Origin of the sequence: Pigmentiphaga sp. NML030171 (assembly GCF_002188635.1) — a bacterium.
GTDB lineage: Bacteria > Pseudomonadota > Gammaproteobacteria > Burkholderiales > Burkholderiaceae_B > Pigmentiphaga > Pigmentiphaga daeguensis.
In genome coordinates this window covers 1-20,560 of record NZ_NINX01000038.1, presented here as the reverse complement: position 1 = coordinate 20,560, position 20,560 = coordinate 1, and the positions used below count along the sequence as shown (strand labels likewise).

The 20,560-nt window shown below is 64.6% G+C and carries 16 protein-coding genes, 1 tRNA gene and 1 pseudogene; 13 read left to right on the top strand and 5 right to left on the bottom strand.

The genetic code is table 11. The features are described 5' to 3' along the window. Positions 1-5: 5 nt before the first annotated feature. Positions 6-962, bottom strand: coding sequence for a thioredoxin-disulfide reductase (gene trxB / locus CDO46_RS17895; protein WP_087839844.1), 957 nt, complete (start codon positions 960-962; stop codon positions 6-8). Positions 963-1,142: 180 nt separating this feature from the next. Here trxB and CDO46_RS17890 point away from each other — a divergent pair, with 180 nt between their 5' ends. From CDO46_RS17890 to CDO46_RS17880, 3 genes are read left to right on the top strand one after another with little or no spacing between them, the layout of a single operon-like run. Further along, on the top strand, positions 1,143-3,485 hold the full coding sequence (locus CDO46_RS17890; protein ID WP_087839843.1) for a DNA translocase FtsK: 2,343 nt from the start codon (positions 1,143-1,145) through the stop codon (positions 3,483-3,485). Positions 3,486-3,520: 35 nt separating this feature from the next. Continuing rightward, on the top strand, positions 3,521-4,198 hold the full coding sequence (gene lolA / locus CDO46_RS17885; RefSeq protein ID WP_087839842.1) for an outer membrane lipoprotein chaperone LolA: 678 nt from the start codon (positions 3,521-3,523) through the stop codon (positions 4,196-4,198). A 17-nt stretch (positions 4,199-4,215) separates the two neighbouring features. Further along, complete coding sequence (locus tag CDO46_RS17880) at positions 4,216-5,541, top strand: replication-associated recombination protein A (protein WP_087839841.1); 1,326 nt, start codon at positions 4,216-4,218, stop codon at positions 5,539-5,541. Here CDO46_RS17880 and CDO46_RS17875 read toward each other — a convergent pair. Continuing rightward, a complete protein-coding gene (locus CDO46_RS17875; protein WP_132979279.1) occupies positions 5,538-6,455 on the bottom strand; it encodes a helix-turn-helix transcriptional regulator in 918 nt (305 codons plus the stop codon). The two genes, CDO46_RS17880 and CDO46_RS17875, sit on opposite strands and share 4 nt — an antisense overlap. Further along, a complete protein-coding gene (locus CDO46_RS17870) occupies positions 6,439-7,422 on the bottom strand; it encodes a tripartite tricarboxylate transporter substrate binding protein (protein WP_165963065.1) in 984 nt (327 codons plus the stop codon). Before CDO46_RS17870 ends, CDO46_RS17875 begins: the two co-directional genes overlap by 17 nt. Positions 7,423-7,646: 224 nt before the next feature. On the opposite strand from CDO46_RS17870, the gene CDO46_RS17865 reads away from it, so the two are divergent. The 10 genes and pseudogenes from CDO46_RS17865 to CDO46_RS17825 form a co-directional block, all read left to right on the top strand. After that, positions 7,647-8,501 (top strand): sulfurtransferase, encoded by an 855-nt coding sequence (locus CDO46_RS17865; protein WP_176400781.1) that lies wholly within the window; start codon positions 7,647-7,649, stop codon positions 8,499-8,501. Further along, complete coding sequence (locus tag CDO46_RS17860) at positions 8,498-10,249, top strand: FAD-dependent oxidoreductase (protein ID WP_087839837.1); 1,752 nt, start codon at positions 8,498-8,500, stop codon at positions 10,247-10,249. The genes CDO46_RS17865 and CDO46_RS17860 overlap by 4 nt, the downstream gene beginning before the upstream one ends. A 102-nt stretch (positions 10,250-10,351) precedes the next feature. Then, positions 10,352-11,674 (top strand): serine--tRNA ligase, encoded by a 1,323-nt coding sequence (gene serS / locus CDO46_RS17855; protein WP_087839836.1) that lies wholly within the window; start codon positions 10,352-10,354, stop codon positions 11,672-11,674. A 69-nt stretch (positions 11,675-11,743) separates the two neighbouring features. Further along, entirely contained in the window at positions 11,744-11,920 is a 177-nt protein-coding gene (locus tag CDO46_RS17850) for a DUF1328 family protein (RefSeq protein WP_087783244.1), read from the top strand. A gap of 91 nt (positions 11,921-12,011) precedes the next feature. After that, a tRNA-Ser gene (locus tag CDO46_RS17845) sits at positions 12,012-12,102 on the top strand. 365 nt (positions 12,103-12,467) lie between these two features. Beyond that, on the top strand, positions 12,468-12,971 hold the full coding sequence (locus tag CDO46_RS17840; RefSeq protein ID WP_087839835.1) for a BON domain-containing protein: 504 nt from the start codon (positions 12,468-12,470) through the stop codon (positions 12,969-12,971). Positions 12,972-13,020: 49 nt separating this feature from the next. Further along, positions 13,021-14,157, top strand: a complete 1,137-nt coding sequence (locus tag CDO46_RS17835) for an efflux transporter outer membrane subunit (protein WP_369597223.1) — start codon at positions 13,021-13,023, stop codon at positions 14,155-14,157. Further along, positions 14,118-14,501, top strand: a complete 384-nt coding sequence (locus CDO46_RS28695) for a TolC family protein (protein ID WP_254914627.1) — start codon at positions 14,118-14,120, stop codon at positions 14,499-14,501. The genes CDO46_RS17835 and CDO46_RS28695 overlap by 40 nt, the downstream gene beginning before the upstream one ends. 16 nt (positions 14,502-14,517) lie before the next feature. Then, positions 14,518-15,594, top strand: coding sequence for an HlyD family secretion protein (locus CDO46_RS17830; RefSeq protein WP_087839834.1), 1,077 nt, complete (start codon positions 14,518-14,520; stop codon positions 15,592-15,594). A 9-nt stretch (positions 15,595-15,603) separates the two neighbouring features. Next, positions 15,604-17,064, top strand: a pseudogene (locus tag CDO46_RS17825) (ATP-binding cassette domain-containing protein); the annotation flags it as partial. A gap of 462 nt (positions 17,065-17,526) precedes the next feature. On the opposite strand, the gene CDO46_RS17820 reads toward CDO46_RS17825, so the two are convergent. Beyond that, a complete protein-coding gene (locus CDO46_RS17820) occupies positions 17,527-17,979 on the bottom strand; it encodes a host attachment protein (protein WP_087839832.1) in 453 nt (150 codons plus the stop codon). 190 nt (positions 17,980-18,169) lie between these two features. Further along, positions 18,170-20,416: an EAL domain-containing protein gene (locus tag CDO46_RS17815; protein WP_254914631.1), complete on the bottom strand. Its 2,247-nt coding sequence runs from the start codon at positions 20,414-20,416 to the stop codon at positions 18,170-18,172. Between the last annotated feature and the right edge of the window lie 144 nt (positions 20,417-20,560).

Genomic DNA, 20,560 nt, shown 5'->3' with positions numbered 1-20,560 from the left:
TGGGGTTACACCGCTTCGCCGTCCAGCCAGCGCTGGGCGTCCAGCGCCGCCATGCAGCCCGTGCCGGCGCTGGTGATGGCCTGGCGATACACGTGGTCCTGCACGTCGCCGGCGGCGAACACGCCGGGGACCGAGGTCATCGTGGCCAGCCCGTTCAGGCCGCTGCGCGTGATGATGTAGTCGTCCTTCATCTCCACCTGGCCCTTGAAGATGCCGGTATTGGGCTGGTGGCCGATGGCGATGAAGACCCCGGTGACGGCGATGTCCTCGGTCTGGCCGGTCTGGTTGTTGCGCAGCCGCGCCCCGGTTACGCCCGAGTCGTCGCCCAGCACTTCCTGCAGCTCGTTGAAGAGTTTCAGGATCACGCGTCCTTCCTGGACCTTCTCGTTGAGCTTGTCCACCATGATGGGTTCGGCGCGGAACTTGTCGCGGCGGTGGATCAGGGTGACGGTGCGGCAGATGTTGGCCAGGTACAGCGCTTCTTCCACGGCCGTGTTGCCGCCGCCGACCACGGCGACGTCCTGGTTCTTGTAGAAGAACCCGTCGCAGGTCGCGCAGCCCGAGACGCCGCGGCCCTTGTAGTTTTCTTCCGACGGCAGGCCCAGGTACTTGGCCGAGGCGCCGGTGGCGATGATCAGCGCGTCGCAGGTGTAGGTGCCCGAGTCGCCGACCAGCTTGAACGGCCGCTGGTCCAGGTGCGTGGTATGGATGTGGTCGAAGACGATGTCGGTATTGAAACGCTCGGCATGCTGCTGGAAGCGCTGCATCAGCTCCGGTCCCTGCACGCCGTTGACGTCGGCGGGCCAGTTGTCCACCTCGGTCGTCGTCATCAACTGGCCGCCCTGCTCGACGCCGGTGATCAGCATGGGCGACAGGTTGGCCCGGGCGGCGTAGACGGCGGCGGTATACCCGGCCGGCCCCGACCCGAGGACGAGGACTTTGGCGTGTTTGTCTTGGCTCATGATCTCAACAATTTCCTGGCGTCGTGCGCCCGATTTGCAACCGTCATCATAGGTGATCCCGCCCCGTCGCGTTTTCAACCCTGGAGCCTGCCGGGGGGCGGGAGAACGGAATTGTATATTTCTATGGCTGCGATAGCCCCGGGGGAGCTTGACCGGGCGCCACCCACTTATAATCAGCCCATGGCACGTACCGCTACCGCGGGAAATACCCGCAATTCGCAGAACACCGGCAATTCGTCCGGTGCCTTGCCCGGCCGCCTGTCCCGCCTGTTCCGCGAGGCGCGCTGGATCCTGTTCGCCGCCCTGGCCGTCTATCTGACCCTGGTGCTGGCCACCTACAACTCGGGCGACCCGGGGTGGTCGCATGCCGTGCAGATCGACCACGTCCACAACAGCGGGGGCCGTTTCGGCGCCTGGCTGGCGGACCTCATCCTGTTCCTGATCGGCGCCTCGGCCTGGTGGTTCGTGGTGCTGTTGTTGCAGCGCGTCTACGCCAGCTACCTGCGTCTGGCCCACCAGTTCCTGCGCGGCGGCTCCGACGCCGACGTGCCCCAGCGGGTGCGCTGGGAGCAGGGCCTGGGCTTTTGCGCCCTGATGATCGGTTCGGTCGGCCTCGAGGCGCTGCGCCTGCGGTCCTTCGGCGAATCCCTGCCGCACGGCAGCGGCGGCATGATAGGCGAGAGCATCGCCAAGTACGCCTCGTCCTCGTTCGGCTACACCGGCGCGACCCTGCTGCTGCTGGTCCTGTTCGCCATCGGCGCCAGCCTGTTCTTCGGTTTTTCGTGGCTGGTGGTGGCCGAGAAGATCGGTTCCTGGCTGGAGCTGGGGCTGCGCGGGGCCAGGAATTCCTGGCAGGCCCGCGAGGACCGCAAGGTGGGCGAGGTGGCCGTGCAGGCCCGCGCCGAGGTCGTGGTGGCCAAGCAGGAAAAGCTGGTCCACGAGCAACCCGTGCGCATCGAGCCGGCGGTTACGGTCGTCCCCAAGTCCGAGCGGGTCGAGAAGGAAAAGCAGCAGGCCTTGTTCGCCGAGATCACCGACAGCCAGTTGCCGCCCCTCAGCCTGCTCGATCCGCCGCCGCCGACCCAGGAAACCGTCTCCACCGAGACCCTGGAGTTCACCTCGCGCCTGATCGAGAAGAAGCTGGCCGACTTCGGCGTCCAGGTCTCCGTGGTCACCGCCCAGCCCGGGCCGGTCATCACCCGCTACGAGATCGAGCCCGCGGTGGGCGTCAAGGGCAGCCAGATCGTCAACCTGGCCAAGGACCTGGCGCGGGCGCTGAGCCTGGTCAGCATCCGGGTGGTCGAGACCATACCCGGCAAGAACCTGATGGGCCTGGAGCTGCCCAACCTGCGGCGCCAGACCGTCAAGCTGTCCGAGATCCTGGGCTCGCAGACCTACCACGGCAGCTCGTCGGTGCTGACCATGGCGCTGGGCAAGGACATCGCCGGCAAGCCGGTGGTGGCCGACCTGGCCAAGATGCCCCACCTGCTGGTGGCGGGCACGACCGGGTCGGGCAAGTCGGTGGGGATCAACGCCATGATCCTGTCGTTGCTGTACAAGGCCGATCCCAGCCAGGTGCGCCTGATCCTGATCGATCCGAAGATGCTCGAAATGAGCGTCTACGAGGGCATCCCGCACCTTCTGGCGCCGGTCGTGACCGACATGCGCCAGGCCGCCAACGCGCTGAACTGGTGCGTGGCCGAGATGGACAAGCGCTACCGGCTGATGAGCAAGATGGGCGTGCGCAACCTGGCCGGCTACAACACCAAGATCCACGACGCCATCAAGCGCGAGGAGCCCATCCCCAATCCGTTCTCGCTCACGCCCGATTCGCCAGAGCCGCTCCAGCCGCTGCCCATGGTGGTGGTGGTGATCGACGAGCTGGCCGACCTGATGATGGTGGTGGGCAAGAAGATCGAGGAACTGATCGCCCGCCTGGCGCAGAAGGCCCGCGCCGCCGGCATCCACCTGATCCTGGCCACCCAGCGGCCCAGCGTGGACGTGATCACCGGCCTGATCAAGGCCAACATCCCGACCCGGATCTCGTTCCAGGTCTCGTCCAAGGTCGATTCGCGCACCATCCTCGACCAGATGGGCGCGGAAGCCCTGCTGGGCCAGGGCGACATGCTGTACATGCCGCCGGGCTCGGGCCTGCCCACCCGCGTCCACGGCGCCTTCGTCACCGACGACGAAGTGCATCGGGTGGTCGAGCAGTTGAAGGCGCAGGGCGAGCCCAACTACGAGGAAGGCATCCTGGAAGGCTCCATCGAGGGCGAGACCGGCGATGGCTTGAGCAGCGTGACCGGCATGGGCGACGCGGAGTCCGACCCCATGTACGACCAGGCCGTGGAAGTGGTGCTCAAGCACCGCCGCGCCTCGATATCGCTGGTGCAGCGCCACCTGCGCATCGGTTACAACCGTGCCGCCCGCTTACTCGAACAGATGGAGCGTTCGGGTATGGTTTCCGCCATGCAGTCCAACGGCAACCGGGAAATCCTCGCCCCCGCCAGCCAGGACGAATGACCGGTCCTGCCGCGCTGCGCTACGGAGAGTCCCCTATGACGTTCGTTTCCAAGACCACCGCCTTCCTGGCCCGCGCCGCCGCCGGCGCCGGGCTGGCCGCGGCCCTGGCCCTGCCGGGCGCCGCGCTGGCGGGCGCCATCGACCAGTTGCACGCCTTCGCCAGCAACACCCAGTCCGCGCGCGGCAGTTTCTCGCAAGTCACGCGCGGGGCGTCGGGGCAGGCGGCGCCGGCTCAGTCCGGCAGCTTCTCGTTCCAGCGCCCCGGGCGCTTTCGCTGGGAAGTGGCCAAGCCCTACGAACAACTGATTGTCTCGGATGGCAAGCAGTTGTATCAGTACGACCCCGACCTGAGCCAGGTCACCGTGCGGGACGTGGGGCAGGCCATCGGGTCCTCGCCGGCGCAGATCCTGTTCGGATCGGGATCGCTGGAGCAATCCTTCAACGTGGCCGAGCAGCCCGAGCGCGACGGCCTGCAGTGGCTGCGGGCCACGCCCAAGACGCCGGACGCCGGTTTCTCGCGCGTGGACATCGCCTTCAAGGACGGCCTGCCGGCCCGCCTGGAACTGCTGGACGCCTTCGGCCAGACCACGGCCATCACCTTCAGCGGCATCGCCCGCAATCCGCAGCTGCCGCAGGACAGCTTCCGCTTCACGGCGCCCGCCGGCGTGGACGTCGTGCGCATGGGCGGACAGGCGCCGGCCGGCGGCCGCTGATCCACGTCTTTCCACCCATGTCCGATCTGTTTCCCGACGACACGCCCGCGGCCGCCAAGGTGCCCGACGCCGCCGCGCCGCTGGCCGAGCGGCTGCGGCCGCGCACGCTGGACGAGGTCGTCGGGCAGAGCCATCTGCTGGGCCCGGGCAAGCCGCTGCGCGTAGCCTTCCAGTCGGGGCGGCCGCATTCGATGATCTTCTGGGGGCCGCCGGGCGTGGGCAAGACCACGCTGGCGCGCCTGATGGCCAACTCCTTCGATGCCCAGTTCATCGCCATCTCGGCCGTGCTGGGCGGGGTCAAGGACATCCGCGACGCGGTGGTGGCCGCCCAGGCGGCGCAATTGAAGGGGCGCCGCACCATCCTCTTCGTCGATGAAGTGCACCGCTTCAACAAGGCCCAGCAGGACGCCTTCCTGCCCTATGTGGAAAGCGGCCTGTTCACCTTCATCGGCGCCACCACCGAGAACCCGTCCTTCGAGGTCAACTCGGCCCTGTTGTCGCGGGCGCGGGTCTACGTGCTGCAATCGCTCAGCGCCGACGAACTGCGGCAACTGATCGCCAAGGCCATCGCCATGCTGGGCGACATCGAGTTCGACGAGGCCTCGCAGGAGCAACTGGCGGCCTGGGCCGACGGCGATGCCCGCCGCGTCATCAACGCGGTCGAGGTGGTGGCCGATTCGGCGCGCGGGGCGGGGCGCACGCAGGTCGACGCCGAATGGCTGGAGACCGCGCTGTCGCAGAACCTGCGCCGCTTCGACAAGGGCGGCGACGCCTTCTACGACCAGATCAGCGCCCTGCACAAGGCCGTGCGCGGCTCGGATCCGGATGCGTCCTTGTACTGGTTCTGCCGCATGCTGGATGGGGGCGCGGATCCGCGCTATCTCTCGCGCCGCATCATCCGCATGGCGGTCGAGGACATCGGCCTGGCCGACCCGCGCGCGCTGGACATCGCCACGGCGGGCGCCGACGTGTACGAACGCCTGGGGTCGCCCGAGGGCGAACTGGCGCTGGCCCAGGCCGTGGTCTACCTGGCCTGCGCCGCCAAGTCCAACGCCGTCTACAACGCCTACAACATGGCCAGGCGCTTCGCCGCCGACAACGGCAGCGCGCCCGTGCCCATGCACCTGCGCAACGCGCCCACCAAGCTGCTCAAGCAACTGGGGCACGGCAAGCAGTACCGCTACGCGCACGACGAACCGCACGCCTACGCGGCCGGCGTCGATTACTTCCCGGACGGCCTGCGCGCGAAGTTCTACCAGCCCACCGACCGCGGGCTGGAAGCCAAGATCGGCCAGAAGCTCGCCTTCCTGCGCGAGCTCGACAAGGAAGCGAAGAAGGGTTAGGCGGCCGCGCCGCCGCAGGCGAAATGCGGCCGTAGCGATGGCGGCATCCCCCGCACCCGGCGCCGGTACTCCGACGGCGTCCAGCCCGTGTTGCTTTTCATGAAGCGCGTGAAGTGGGGCGGGGCGCTGAAGCCCAGATCGTAGGTGATCTCGAAGATGCTCTTCGCTTCGCCGGCCAGCAGCGCGAAGGCGGCGTCCAGGCGCCGCATGTTGTAGTAGGCCCGGGGCGTCATCCGCGTCGCCCGCCGGAACAGGGTGTAGAAGTAGCGCTCGGACACGCCATAGGCGCCCGCGCCGCGCCGGAACGCGGCGAAATCTTCCAGGTCGCGCAACTGGCCGGCGCGGGCATCGCGGCCCACGCGTTCCTCCAGGCTGTTGGCCTGGGCTGACGTGTCGGGGGCGGGGTGGGGCGTCCGGTTTTCCAGCGAACGGACCACGGCCGCCTGGTACAGGGTTCGGACGCCCTGCGACACCGCCCGGGGGTCCGGGCCGGCGCGGAACAGTTCCGCCACCAGTTGCATGGCGTCGGCGCGCAGCGGGCCGGGCAGGGTGATCATGTCGACCGGATCGTCGTCCCCGGCATGGCCGACGGGCCCGGCGCTGTCGTTCAACAGCGGCGAGGCCTTGATCAGGATGGATCCGACCTGTCCCGGATGCCGCGCGCGTCCCGGCGCGGGCGGGATGGCATAGGTCTGCCGGGGATGGATGACCAGCGCGCGGAACTGGTCCAGGCGGTGCAGGCCGCCGTTCAGGCGGACCGGCAGCGGTTCCTGGTGCATGTTCACCAATACCTGCACGCAGTCGCGGGCGTGGTCCGCCAGATCGACGCCCGACGCCATGACCGAGACCCGGCCGTAGTCCCCGCCGCAATAGCAAAGGTGGGGCGACTCGTGGGCGTCAGTTGGGATCGACAATATTCTTCTCCTTCGCCACCTTCGACCACAGGGCCTTCTCGGTCTGCACGACGTGTTCGAGGCTGGTCCGCCGCGTGTCCGGGACTTCGGCGCCCCACGAGGCGACGAGCTTGCGCACGTCGTCGTTGCCCGCCGCGGCGGTGATCTGCGAGGACAGCGCATCCAGTATATCGGCGGGCAGGCCGGCCGGGCCGAACAGCGCGATCCAGGAAGAGATGGCGGGCACGCCGCGCAGCTTCTTCTCGGTCAGCGTCGGTACCGCCGGCAGCTCCGGGCTGCGCGCCGCGGTGCTGACCGCCAGCGCGTCCAGCTTGCCGATCTTGATCTGCGGCAGCGCCGTCACCAGCGAAATGATGGCGATGTCCACGTCGCCCGCCAGCAGGGCCTGCAACTGGCGCGCGCCCGAGGCGTAGGGAATGTGGACCATGTCGATGCCGGCCGAGGTCTTGATCATCTCGCCCAGGAAGTGCATGCCCGAGCCCACGCCGGGCGACGCGTAGTTGAGTTTCTTCCGGCTGTTGCGGGCGCTTTCCAGGAACTTGTCGAAATCGGCGTAGGCGCCCGCGCGCGAGACGATGACGTACGGCGTGGCGACCAGTTGCGCGATGGGCTGCAGGTCGACTCCCGGATCGACGTTGCCCGGGCGCAGCGCCCACGAGGTCGTGACCGAGGTGCCCGTGGCCAGCAGCGTGTAGCCGTCGTGGGCGGCGTTCTTCACGTGCCGGGCCGCCACTTCGCCGCCCGCGCCCTGCTGGATCTCGACCACGACGGGCTGTTTCAGGCGTTCCGACAACTCCTTGGCGAACAGGCGCGTGGAGTTGGCGGGAAAGCCGTCGCTCCAGGCCATCACCACCTTGATGGGGCGGTTGGGGTAGGGCTGGGCGGTGGCCGGCTGGGGCAGCCATAGCGCAAGCAGGGCGGCGGCCACCCAGGCGTGAGGGCGGGTCTGGAGAAGGCGGAGCGGCACCACTTGTCGTTGTCTCCTGGAGATTGGTCGGGCGGGGGCCGTATGGGGCGGTTTCATTCTAGGAGCGGCCGCCGCGGCGGGCTTACCCTGGACTGAACAGGTGGGCAGCATTTACCCCCATTCGTGTCCGGTCCCGCTGTTCAGCGGGCGGTAACGCCCCGGGCCGGGCGCTCGCCAACAATGCTCGGGCCGTTTCCAACAACATGCCAATGACTTTTCCAACTATGGATATGACTCACGTATCGGTTCGCGGCGGACACGCATTCGAGCCGGCCTTCGTGCAGGCCGAGGACCTGCTGGCCCGCCCGAACGACGACAGGCTGTTCGTCGATGTCCGCCTGGGCGACCCGGAGATCGAATACCGCGCGTACCGCGACGGCCACATCTTCGGTGCCGTCCATGGCCAGATCCGCGATGCATTCGCGGCGGAACCCACCCCGGCAAGCGGCAACCTGCCGCTGCCCGGCCTTGGGCAACTGGCCGACACCCTGAGGAACTGGGGCGTCGGCCGGGACACCGAGATCGTCGTCTACGGCCCGACCCCGGCGCTGGCCGCCCGCGGCTGGTGGGTACTGCGCTGGGCTGGACTCGCCAGGGTGTTCCTGCTCGATGGCGGACTGAAGGCCTGGATCGCCGCCGGCGGCGCGCTGGCGCGCGGCGACGAACCCCATCGGCGCCGGTTGCCCGAAGTCCTGTCCCTGGCCGGAGGACATCTGCCGCAGATCGAGGTGGACGAGGTCGAGCGGCTGCCGGACGGCGCCGTGCTGGTCGATGCGCGGGACGAGGCATCCTACCTGGCCGGGCATATTCCCGGCGCCCGGCATCTGGCCGCCTCCGAGTTCTGGACCCCATCGGGCCGGCTGCGGCCCGCCGGCGAACGGGCCCGCCTGCTGGCGCAGGCCGGCCTCGAGCCCGGCGACGAGGCCGTGGTGTATTGCGGCGGCGGCGTCCTGTCCGCCCTGGTCGCCATGGCCATGGCCGACGCCGGCATCCGGCCCCGGCTGTACGTCGGATCGTGGTCCGAGTGGAACAAGGACCCGGAACGCATGCGCCGCAGCGCGGTGGGAGAGCGGGCATGAACGGGGCAACGGTCCAGGTCGACGTCGCCATCTGCGGCGGCGGCCCCGTCGGCCTTGCGTTGGCCTATCTGCTGGGCCGGGAAGGGCTGCGCGTCGCGCTGTTCGAGAAACGCCCCAGCACCACCGTGCTGCCCAAGGGCCAGTACGTCCATGCCTCCACCGCCGAGCTCTACCGGCAATGGGGCGTCTGGGAACTGCTGGAAGGCAAGGGGTGGTCCATTCCCCGCTCCAACGGCCAGGGCTTCTACGTGCGCATCGCCCAGGGCCCGGTGGCCGACGTCCGCTCCTCGCTGGGCACCGACGCGGAATACGAACACAAGTGGGCGCAGCTCGCGCCCGTCTATCCGCGCAAGGTCCCGGCCTCCGACTACGAGGCCGCGCTGCGCCACCAGGCGGCCGCCTGGCAAAGCGTCGCGCTGCACTTCGGCACCCAGGTGGTGGACGTCGAGGACCTGGGCCGCGGCGTGCGGCTGTCGGTGAAGGAACTCGAATCGGGCCTGCTGCGCGAGGTCGGCGCGCGCTATCTCGTGGCCTGCGACGGCGCCCGCAGCTTCGTGCGCAACCGCATCGGCCGGGGCGAGGACCATGGGCCCACCTTCGGCAACCAGGTGCTGGCCGAGTTTCGCGCCGACCTGGACGATACCCTGGGGCGCGACGGCTACTTCCATTCCTTCGTGCTGGATCCGCGCTATGCCGGCTGGTTCGGCAGCAAGCACCCGGATACCGGGCTGTGGCGCTACAGCTTTCGCCACGACGAGGATCCGCTGCCCGATACAGAAGCCCTGCTCGAACGGATACGCGGCGCGCTGGGCATGCCCGAGCTGCCCGTCGAGATCGTCCGCGTCTACCGCTTCGACTACACCACGGGCCTGCTGCGCAAGTGGCGCGAAGGCAATGTCCTGTTCGCGGGCGACGCGGCCCATTGGCATTCACCCTGGGGCGGCTTCGGCGCCAACACCGGCGTGCAGGACGCCAACAACCTTGCCTGGAAGCTGGGCCTGGTGCTGCGCGGCGCCGCGCCCGACACGCTGCTCGACACCTACGAGGTCGAGCGCAAGGGCAAGGCCCTGCTTACCGTCAAGGCGGCCACCTACAACTCGCTCAACTTCCAGGCCATCGCGGCGGCCATCGCCGTGGGCGAGCCCGGCGTCAGCCTGCACGGGACCTTCAGCCCGCAAGCCGTCGCCTTCCTGCGCGAATGCGTCGCGCCGCACGGCGACAACAGCGTGCTGCATACCGGCTTCCAGCTCGGCACGGTCTACGATTCCGCCGCCGTGATCCGCGACGGCGACCAGCCGCCGCGCGCCACCCTGGAGCACTACGAGGAAAGCACCGTGCCCGGCGTGCGCGCCCCCCACGTCTGGCTGTACGACTCCGCCGGCCGGCGGCTGTCCACCGTCGACCTGTGGGGCACCGCCTTCTCGCTGGTCGTGCAGCGCGATGTCCAGGCCTGGACCCAGGCCGCCCGCGCCGTGGGCCGGGAATTGGGCGTGGCCCTGCGCGTCGTGCATATCGGCCCCGAGGGCCACTACCGGGCCGACGAACCCAAGTTCGGCCGGCTGTATCCGGTGGCGGACGGCGGCGCCGTGCTGGTGCGGCCCGACGGATTCGTCGCGCGCCGCCTGCCGGCGCAGGCCGAGGGCGCCGCCGGGCCGGCGCTGCGCGACACCCTCCGGCGCCTGCTGACCCTGGAACCGGACACCCGGGCGGCAGCAAGCCTGCCCGGACAAGAGGCCCCCTTGGGGTGAAGGCCGGCCGGGGAGGCTAAAATCGGAATACCCCGGCCGGGCCGCCTCGCGCGCCGCCCGCCGGGGCGACCTTTTTTCCTCCTCCCAACACGGCTTTTTCCCATGCTCGATATCGCTCTGCTGCGCAAAGACACCCAGGCGGTGGCCGCCCGGCTCAAGGACCGGGGCTACACGCTAGACCTCGACGGCTTCAACTCGCTCGAGTCGCGGCGCAAGTCGGTGCAGACGGAGACCGAAACCCTGCAGGCCCGCCGCAACGCGCTGGCCAAGCAGATCGGCATGCTCAAGGCCAAGGGCGAGGATGCCTCCGCCGTGCTGGCCGAATCCCAGGCCATCCCGGCCCGCCTGAAGGCGCTCGAGGAAGACCTGGCCGGCATCCAGCGCGACCTGCAGGACCTGCTGCTGGCCGTGCCCAACCTGCCGCACGCCAGCGTCCCCAACGGCGCCTCCAGCGACGACAACGTCGAGGTGCGCCGCTGGAGCCGCGACGGCAACGACCCCGCGCCGCTGCCCTTCGAGGCCAGGGACCACGTCGCCCTGGGCGAACCGCTGGGCCTGGACTTCGAGACCGCCGTCAAACTGTCCGGCTCGCGCTTCACCCTGATGCGCGGCCCCATCGCCCGCCTGCACCGCGCCCTGGCGCAGTTCATGCTGGACGTCCAGACCGGCGAGCACGGCTACACCGAGTGCTACACGCCCTACATCGTCAACACCGCCACCCTGATCGGCACCGGCCAGCTGCCCAAGTTCAAGGACGACATGTTCTGGGTCACCAAGGGCGGCGAATCGGTCGACGAGAACGGCAACGCCGTGCCGCGCGAAGACCTCTACCTGATCTCCACCTCCGAGATCACCCTGACCAACACCGTGCGCGGCGAGATCGTCAACGCCGAATCGCTGCCCATCAAGCTGACCGCCCACACCCCGTGCTTCCGCTCCGAGGCGGGCAGCGCCGGCCGCGACACCCGCGGCATGATCCGCCAGCACCAGTTCGACAAGGTCGAGATGGTGCAGATCGTCCATCCCGAACGCTCCTACGACGCGCTCGAGGATATGGTCGGCCACGCCGAAGCCGTGCTGCGCAAGCTCGGCCTGCCGTACCGCGTCGTCCTGCTCTGCACCGGCGACATGGGCTTCGGCGCCGCCAAGACCTACGACCTGGAAGTCTGGCTGCCGGCCCAGGGCGCGTATCGCGAGATTTCTTCCGTGTCCAACTGTGAAGCGTTCCAGGCCCGCCGCCTGCAGGCGCGCTTCCGCAACGCCCAGGGCAAGCCCGAACTGCTGCATACGCTCAACGGTTCCGGACTGGCCGTGGGACGGGCGCTGGTCGCGGTTTTGGAGAACTACCAGCAGGCCGACGGCAGCATCGTCGTGCCCGAGGCCCTGCGGCCCTACATGGGCGGGGTGGAGCGACTCACTCCGTAACATTCCTTGCCCGCTTTCTCCTCCGGGGTGCGTTAGGGTTGAAAAACCTACATCCCGGAGGAGCCAGCCATGTTGAAGTGGGCACTGATCTTTTTCGTGATTTCCATCATCGCCGCGCTGTTCGGATTCACCGGCATCGCCGCCGGCGCCGCCGCCATTGCCAAGTTCCTGTTCTTCCTGTTCCTGATCCTGTTCGTGATCTTCCTGGTGCTGGGGCTCACGGTGTACAAGAAAATCACGGATTAGCGACGGCAAGACACGGCGCGAATTTCTGTGCTATATTTGCGGGCTGTTGTCTGGTTCCGGCCACGGGCCAGGCAAGCACTGAAAGGTGCACGGAGAGGTGGCAGAGTGGTCGAATGTACCTGACTCGAAATCAGGCGTACGGTAACCCCGTACCGTGGGTTCGAATCCCACCCTCTCCGCCAGTCATTGCAAGAACCCCTTGATTTCATCGATCAAGGGGTTTTTTGTTGCCGCGGTCAAAACGACTATCAAAATAGCCGTGGCTTCAGGCGAGTCGTTATGGATTGATTCGGTCGGCTGTTATTACAAATAAAGCGCTTAGTGCCCATCGCGCGCCCCGGCGCGAATCGACTCCTTCTCCGTCGTGACGAGCGTGCTCATCGGGTCAACTCGGGTTCGAGCAGTCAAAGGGGTAGGTTGACTGCCGCTGCATTCTCATTAGTTCCTTTCTTGATCATGATCAATTCGGCCTGCATCAAATCTTTCACAATCTAGACATGCCCTCCGGTGGCGTAGTGGAACTGGATGGTGCAATACGGAGAACATCATGAAAGGTGACGAGTCCCGCACCAAAGGGAAGTGTGTCCACGGTGCTCCTCAAGTCGACGCTACCAAGAGTGTCGCCCGGGAAACTGGGGAGGGAATCCGATCGGGTGAGCAGCAGACGGATGATGGGATCGCGCAACGTGCTGCGCGAGCTATTACCTGGGACGCGATGATCCCCCGCGGCAGAGTTCATGTCGAAGTTGTGCAGGGCTGGGTAACATTGACCGGGCGTGTCGGATGGCCATTTCAGCGCAAGGCGGCCGAGGGCGCGGTGCGGCTGCTATCGGGTGCGAGGGGGGGCAGCAATTTAATCGAGGTGGAGACATCGGCCTCAACGGAGAGCTGCGTCAACGGTCGAGCGTTGCGGCTGAGTCTGACCAGCGGAAGTGGCCTCACGGGGCATGACAAGAAACGAGATTGGGAGTCTGTTCGTGGTGCAGGCTCGGGCATAGTGCTGTCGTCCGGGCCTGAGATGTTTCTCGTGTCCTTCATGGCGGAAGACTAATCGGCGGAATCCGCGAGATCCTGCTGGACTGGACATTGGGCATCACGACATGGGACGGCTTTTTGCAAAAGGAGTGAGGACGGCGCCAGGCTGCCCTCGGTGCAAGCGTTGGCGCATTTCAGCTTCGTTTGTCATGGCGCAGGTCGTGGCGGGGTGTACTTCCATCGTACCGAAACAGCATCCCGTCCTGCCGGTTCCATCCAATTGGCCGGCCGACACGATGGACAGGCAGGGCGAGGGTGCCCGAGTCCGCGCGGCAGAACTGTCCTGGCAAGCGTTTTTCCGGGACCCACCGCTTCGTTTGTTGGTGGAAGCTGCGTTGACCAACAACCGTGATATGCGCGTAGCGATACTCCGTGTCGTTGAGGCGCGGGAAGCCTATGACATCCGGCACGCTGCCCAATTCCCAGAGCTCGATTTGAATGTGAAGGGGGAGCGGTCGCGCGTACCCGGCGATCTCAACGTAACAGGGCGGTCGGTGACTGCAAGTCGTTATGGTTTTACAGTAGGTGTGACGAGCTGGGAGATCGATCTGTGGGGACGTGTCCGCAGCCTAAAAGAAGCCGCCCTGCACGAGTATCTCGGCATGGACGCGACACGGCGTGCAGTGCGTGTCTCGATGATCGCTGCGGTCGCGAATGCCTACCTCGGCCTGCGCGAGCTCGACGAGAGAATTGCCTTGGCGGCCCGCACGGTAGATAGTCGGCGGGAGTCATTGCGCATCTTTTCGTATCGCTATCAGGTAGGCGCTACCTCGCAACTTGAGCTGACCCAAGTGCAGACGCTCCTTAGCCAGGCTCAGATGCTGTACGCGCAGTTGGCGCAGAGCCGTGCCGCGCAAGCGCATGCTCTCGGACTACTGGTGGGGCGGCTGGAGCCAGTTCAGGTCGCGACCACCGTACCGCACAACGATCGAGACTTGTTTCACGACCTGCGGGCGGGTGTGCCCGGCGACCTTCTGGCGGATCGTCCGGACATCGTCGCCGCTGAGCATGCGCTGCTTGCCGCCAACGCCAATATCGGCGCCGCGCGTGCTGCCTTTTTCCCTCGGGTCGCCTTAACGGGGGAGTTTGGTATGGCAAGTGCTCAATTGAATGGGTTATTCAATGGAGAAGGGCGCGCCTGGTCGTTTGCACGGTCATTTCGTTGCCGATCTTCGATGGCGGGCGGCGCCGTGCCAATCTGAGCTTGGCCCAGGCGCGCGCCGATACCGCTGTGGCGAATTACGAACTGGTGATCCAGAGGGCCTTTCGTGATGTAGCCGACTCCCTGGCCGCACGGCGTTGGCTGACCGAGCAGGTCGTCATCCAACGCGCCGCGCTGGATGCGCAGAGCGAGCGCGCGCGGCTTGCACAGCTACGCTACGACAGCGGGGCCATTTCGTATTTGGAAGTGCTCGATGCACAGCGGGATTTGTTCGCCGCGCAGCAAAGCCTGGTGCAGGTACGGCGCTATTTGCTCTCCAGCAATGTCACCCTGTACGCCGCACTGGGGGGAGGTGCCCAGGACCCAATTGCCTCCATCGGTTAACGCTGACGCTCATCCAATGCCCATCATCTCCTCTCGACAACAGATACTGCTTCTTCTGGGCACCGTGATTGCCTTGGTCCTTGGCTGGTATGTTTGGATCCAGGTGCGCAATGACGGGTCTGCCGAAGGATTCGCCAGCGGAAATGGCCGGATCGAGGCGACGGAAGTCGATATCGCGACCAAGTTCGCCGGGCGGGTGCAGAAAATCCTGGTCGGCGAAGGGGATTTCGTCAAGGCCGGCCAGACGCTGGCGCGCATGCAGGTCGATGTCTTGCAGGCGCAGTACAACGAAGCGGCCGCGTTGCATCAGGAGGCCCTGCATGGCGTGGGAGCCGCACAGGCCCAGGTGGCCCTGCGCGAGAGCGACGTCGCGGCCGCCCGTGCGATGGTCGAGCAGCGACAGGCGGAAGCGGATGCGGCCAGGCGCCGCCTGGCACGCTCGGAACTGCTGGCGAAAGAAGGGGCCTCTTCCCAACAGGAACTGGACGACGATCGGGCACGATTCACCAGCGCGACGGCGACAGTCGCGGCTAGCCGGGCTCAGGTGGTGGCGGCCCAGGCTGCGGTCGAGGCGGTGAAGGCTCAGCTCACGGGAGCGCGAGCACGGGTGGAGGCCACTGTCGCCTCGACCGCTCGAATTCAAGCGGATATCGCGGACAGCGAGCTCAAGTCGCCACGCGACGGACGCATTCAATTCCGGGTGGCCCAGCCCGGCGAGGTACTGCCCGCCGGTGGCCGACTGCTGAATCTGGTCGACCTCACTGACGTCTATATGACGATCTTCCTTCCGGAGCCTGTGGTCGGTCGAGTCGCTCTGGGCAGCGAAGCGCGCATCGTGCTGGACGCGGCACCGCAGTTCGTCATCCCGGCGCGTGTATCGTTCGTGGCCAGTACGGCGCAGTTCACACCCAAGACCGTGGAGACCGCCTCCGAGCGGCAGAAGCTTATGTTTCGCGTCAAGGCGCGAATATCGCCCCAGTTGCTGGAGCAGCATCTTGCCCAAGTGAAGACTGGCCTGCCGGGAGTGGCTTGGATCAAGCTCGATCCGCAAGCCCGTTGGCCCGATATCCTCGCAGTCCGTGTGCCGGAGTAGGCCGTGAACATGGGAAGCATCGACCGGGAGCTGGCAAGCCTGCGCGATGTCAGCCTGCGCTACGGCCAGAAAATGGCGTTGGACGATGTGTCGCTAGCCATTCCCGCTGCCTGCATGGTGGGGTTCATCGGTCCCGACGGGGTGGGAAAATCGAGTCTGCTGGCTCTTTTGGCTGGTGCCCGCAGCGCACAGGATGGTGAGGTATGGGTGCTGGACGGTGACATGGCGGCCAGATCTCATCGCGAGAGGGTGTGTTCACGTATTGCCTATATGCCGCAAGGCCTGGGCAAGAATCTCTACCCGACTCTGTCTATCGAGGAAAACCTGCAGTTTTTCGCCCGTTTGTTCGGTCACGATCGAACGGAGCGGCGTAGGCGGATTGATGAGCTGACCACAAGCACCGGGCTGTACCCTTTCCTGAAAAGGCCGGCAGGCAAACTCTCGGGAGGAATGAAGCAGAAGCTCGGCTTGTGCTGCGCATTGATCAACGATCCCGACTTGCTCATCCTCGACGAACCCACCACGGGGGTCGATCCGCTAGCACGTTCGCAGTTCTGGGATCTGATAGGACGAATGCGGCGAGGCAGGCCATCCTTGAGCGTCATCGTGGCGACCGCCTACATGGAAGAGGCGCAGCGCTTCGATTGGTTGGTTGCCATGGACGAGGGCAAGGTGCTGGCCATGGGAACAGCGTCGGACCTGATGAAGCGATCCGGGGAGCGGACGCTCGAAGCCGCGTTCATAAGGCTGCTGCCTGACAGCCGCAGGCATGACCACCACGAGATCATCATTCCGCCGCTGACCGAGGAGGACGAAGACATCGCCATCGAGGCCGAGGGTCTGACCATGCGCTTCGGTGATTTCGTGGCAGTGGATCACGTCAGCTTTCGTATACGTCGCGGTGAGATCTTCGGATTTCTCGGCTCCAACGGCTGCGGCAAGACGACCACGATGAAGATGTTGACAGGGCTGCTACCGGCCAGCGAGGGCCGTGCGCGGCTGTTTGGCCGCGAGGTGGCCGCTCGCGATATTGCGACGCGCCGGCGGGTCGGCTACATGTCCCAGGCATTCTCGTTGTATGGCGAACTCACCGTGCGGCAGAATCTCATGCTGCATGCGCAGCTTTTCCATGTGCCGGGCGCCGAGATCACCCAGCGCGTCGATGAGATGGTCGAACGGTTTGGGCTTCGGGGCGTTCTGAATGCGCTGCCGGACGCATTGCCATTGGGCATGCGGCAGCGGCTATCGCTTGCGGTGTCGGTGGTGCATCGCCCGGAGCTCCTGATCCTGGATGAGCCGACGTCGGGCGTCGATCCCATCGCGCGAGACGGCTTCTGGCGTCTGCTCATAGAGCTGTCGCGGCGCGACAAGGTCACGATCTTCATTTCGACTCATTTCATGAACGAGGCGCAGCGCTGCGACCGTATATCGATGATGCATGCGGGAAGGGTGCTCGATAGCGATACGCCCGGTAACCTCGTCCGATGCCAGAAGCGCATGTTGATCGTGGTCAAACAAAAAGCAGACAAGACTTCATGATTTGCGAGTTGGAGGCAATGGCTGGGGACCGTCAGGCCAAGCTTATCGGCCCGAAAATCGGCGGCGCATTGGAGGCGCCGCTCTTTGGACGATCCGCGCCATCAGCGATTTGCAGCCCTAGAGCACCAGCAGCAGCCCAGTACCCAGGCTGGCGGCCAGCAGCATGTCGCCCCAGGGGCAGCATAGGGAACGAAAACATGCGTTCGGCCGGGGGGCGGGGGGCAGGTCACCTGGATCTCGAGCACGCTCATGCCTCCGGGGAGAACATGGCCACAATCCGCTCGTCGAACCCGGTAAAGCCGTGCTCGCGCCTGGGGGTCAGGATTGGATCGACGTTGTGGTCACACGGCCGCGCGGCAGCGCCACTTCGAGCAAGGCATTCCGCGCAGGATTTCATGTGGCAAGATGCCGCTGGATATCCTCTATCGAGCAATGAGCCAGATCCTTGCTCAATGCACCGATGACTGCTTGTTCGACGGCTCTTGGCATGTGTTCTCGCATCCATCCCATTACGTTCGCCGGAGCGACGAGAATGATTTTGTCGGTCTCTTTCATGCGAACGGCTTGCGCAAGCCGGCTCATCATGCTTCTGAGAAGATCGGTCTCTGCCTTCTGGTGCAGATCAGTCTGCTCCAGCGCGCTACGGGCCGTCCCGGCCCGTAGCATGACTCGTCCGGGACGGCTCGTGCCAAGTTCATGCGTAAGCTTCCCTTGGTTGGACGCCCCCCATATGGTGACCAGACTGGGGGCGCAAGCACTTCCTCTGTTGCGTAGCACCAACGCCTGTCCGCCGTCGCAAACTGCGACCAGGCAGTTTTCCGGCACTCGCATCGTGGAATTTTTCATTACCGTACCTGCCGTACAAGATCTACGAAAGAATGGATGTGGATGCCCATGACGATGCCGCGGACAAAGAGAAGCGTGCGCTGCAGGGCCCCAACCAGTCTTGCGCTAGATCAAGTTTTCTAGCCAGCCGATGACGAGATGCAAATCCGTTGCTCACGTGGCAGGCGGTGGGTCATTTGCCGAATGCCGCTCATGCGACGCGACAACATAGCAACGCTGCGAAATCTGCCGCGGGCATGGGGGCCCCCAGCCAAAAGCCCTGAACAGAATCACAGCCGATTTCGCGTGCAAACTCCAGTTGCTCGCTGTTTTCTATTCCTTCGGCTACCACCACCAAGCTCAAGGACTTGGCCAGAGAGACAATCGCTTCAGTTATCAGGAGTGACTTGGCGTCGAAGCTGCTGTTCTGGATGAAGTATTTATCGATTTTGACGCAATCAATAGGCAGCGTCTTCAGATGACCAAAAGTCGAATATCCTGTGCCGAAATCATCTATGGCAATGGACAGTCCCAATAGCGACAATCCGGAGATGACTCTGGCAGCCATATCGACGTTGGTCATCAAGGCATCCTCGGTCACTTCAATCACAATCTTTCTGCCGTCCACTCCACGCATTTTCAGCGCTTCAGAGAATAAGGAGGGAAGCTTTCCATCGCAAAGCTGGCGCGGTGATAAATTCAATGAAACCGGTACGGTGCTATTTCGGCGCGACCACTCGGCAACCTGTTCAGTAATCGCCTGCACTGACCACTCGTTCAGGAAATGACCAAGCGCTGACTCATCGATCAGCGATAGAAAATCTCCTGGTGCCAAGAGCCCGAGGCTTGGATGCCTCCACCTCAGCAGAGCTTCGGCCCCAGTCAATTGCCTCGTCGAAGCGTCATAAATGGGCTGATAGTAAAAGCAAAACTGATCGGTGCCAATTGCGCTACGCAGGTCTCGCCTCAGTCTGTTCTTTAGATGGTCTCTCTCTGCCAAAGCGAGGTTGTAATCCCGCACGAGGAATCCACCTTCTTTCTTTGCCTCATACATAGCCGCGTCGGCCTGAACCAGAAGCTCTTCTGCAGATCGTGCCGTATCAGGATAAAAGGCTATGCCAATACTGCCTCCTACATGAAACTCGTAGCCGGACAGCACAAAGGGCTCGCGTAGCATGCCCAGGATTTCTTCAGCGAATTGACGCGCCGTCTCTATGGGCGCGTGAGGAAGCAGGAACAGAAACTCGTCGCCGCTAAGACGCCCTACAAAGCCGGCATCACGTATGGCATTGCGAAATTTCTCTGAGATGGATTTGAGTAACTGGTCACCCACAACGTGACCAAAGGAATCGTTAACCTCTTTGAATTTGTCGAGATCTAGGAATAAGGCCGCCACCGCTCCGCCAGTTCTCCGCGCTTCATCGACCAGCATCTGCGCCGTGTCTTCCGAGACGCGCCGATTGGGCAAACCCGTCAGGCTGTCTTCCTGTGCCAATTCTCGCAGACGCGCTTCGTACTCCTGGGATAGCGTCACATCCTTGATGATGAGGTTGAATCCGTCTGCTTCCGGGAAAATTGTCAACTGCAGCCAACGGCGGTTCGGGGATAAATGATTTTCCCTCTGCTGCCGCCGAGATCTCATGGCCTTGACCTGCAACTCGGCAATGGTGCTCTTCAGATAGTCCGGTACAGCCTCTGTAACCAGCAATCCTTTAAGAGGCAGTTCTTCCGCAATGTGGCAAATATTGCGCGCTTCGCGATTGATGAAGAGTATTCTGCCATCGTTGCCGGCACTGATGAAGCCGTCCGAAGAGTGGTCCAGGAGAGCCTGCGCGGCAGGCGATGAGGTCACCAGCGCTTTCTTCCGCCGAATTTGCGCCGGAGAACCATTCTTCACGCAAAGAATCTCGCCATCGTCCAACCGGGAAAGGTGCCACCACGTAAGCATATGTCGGCCGCTGCCGTCCACCAGTTGTACGGCGGCTTCATTGAGCACGTTTCTGCGCCCCAGTCGCTTCGCCAGCCAAACGAGACGGCGTTGGAACGATGCGGGAACAAATTGGGTGATATGGGCTTCCCGAAGTACGTGACCCGGCGTTTTCATCACCTTGGCTGCTGCTGTATTCGCCTCCTTGATGATGCCGTGGCGATCAAGAATGAGGATAGGGTCCGAAGCTCTATCCAGAACCGACTTTAATATTTGGTAGCTTGTGTGCAGCGAATGTCTTCCCTGAACACTGGAGGTCACATCGCGCTGCAACGCGACCATCACACAACTCTGGTTGGCCTCGTCTATAACGGGTGTCAATGATATGTCGCTCCAGTACTGCGATCCGTCTTTGCGAGTAGACTGCAGAGTGCAGGTATACGCGGCCCTCTCGCGCAAAGCCTTAAGCAATCTTCGTGTGACTGGATCCCCACGTCGACATCCCAAAAAGCGAAAGATGCTTTTGCCAATGACATCCCGCGGCAGATTGGGCTTGCCCCGTTACTCCGGACAGATCAGATGGCATGATCATGCCTGGAGAGCGAAGCGATGGCACGAAACAGAAGACATTTCACGGACGAGTTCAAGCGCGAGGCGGTGAGGCTGGCGGAACAG

Excerpts from the sequence above, each read along its gene's own strand:
- trxB (WP_087839844.1), bottom strand. The coding sequence starts at position 962 with ATGAGCCAAGACAAACACGCCAAAGTCCTCGTCCTCGGGTCGGGGCCG.
- CDO46_RS17835 (WP_369597223.1), top strand. The coding sequence starts at position 13,021 with ATGGGACGGCTTTTTGCAAAAGGAGTGAGGACGGCGCCAGGCTGCCCT.
- CDO46_RS17860 (WP_087839837.1), top strand. The coding sequence starts at position 8,498 with ATGAACGGGGCAACGGTCCAGGTCGACGTCGCCATCTGCGGCGGCGGC.
- CDO46_RS17820 (WP_087839832.1), bottom strand. The coding sequence starts at position 17,979 with ATGAAAAATTCCACGATGCGAGTGCCGGAAAACTGCCTGGTCGCAGTT.
- CDO46_RS17840 (WP_087839835.1), top strand. The coding sequence starts at position 12,468 with ATGAAAGGTGACGAGTCCCGCACCAAAGGGAAGTGTGTCCACGGTGCT.
- CDO46_RS17865 (WP_176400781.1), top strand. The coding sequence starts at position 7,647 with ATGGATATGACTCACGTATCGGTTCGCGGCGGACACGCATTCGAGCCG.
- serS (WP_087839836.1), top strand. The coding sequence starts at position 10,352 with ATGCTCGATATCGCTCTGCTGCGCAAAGACACCCAGGCGGTGGCCGCC.
- CDO46_RS17890 (WP_087839843.1), top strand. The coding sequence starts at position 1,143 with ATGGCACGTACCGCTACCGCGGGAAATACCCGCAATTCGCAGAACACC.
- CDO46_RS17880 (WP_087839841.1), top strand. The coding sequence starts at position 4,216 with ATGTCCGATCTGTTTCCCGACGACACGCCCGCGGCCGCCAAGGTGCCC.
- CDO46_RS17850 (WP_087783244.1), top strand. The coding sequence starts at position 11,744 with ATGTTGAAGTGGGCACTGATCTTTTTCGTGATTTCCATCATCGCCGCG.
- lolA (WP_087839842.1), top strand. The coding sequence starts at position 3,521 with ATGACGTTCGTTTCCAAGACCACCGCCTTCCTGGCCCGCGCCGCCGCC.
- CDO46_RS17830 (WP_087839834.1), top strand. The coding sequence starts at position 14,518 with ATGCCCATCATCTCCTCTCGACAACAGATACTGCTTCTTCTGGGCACC.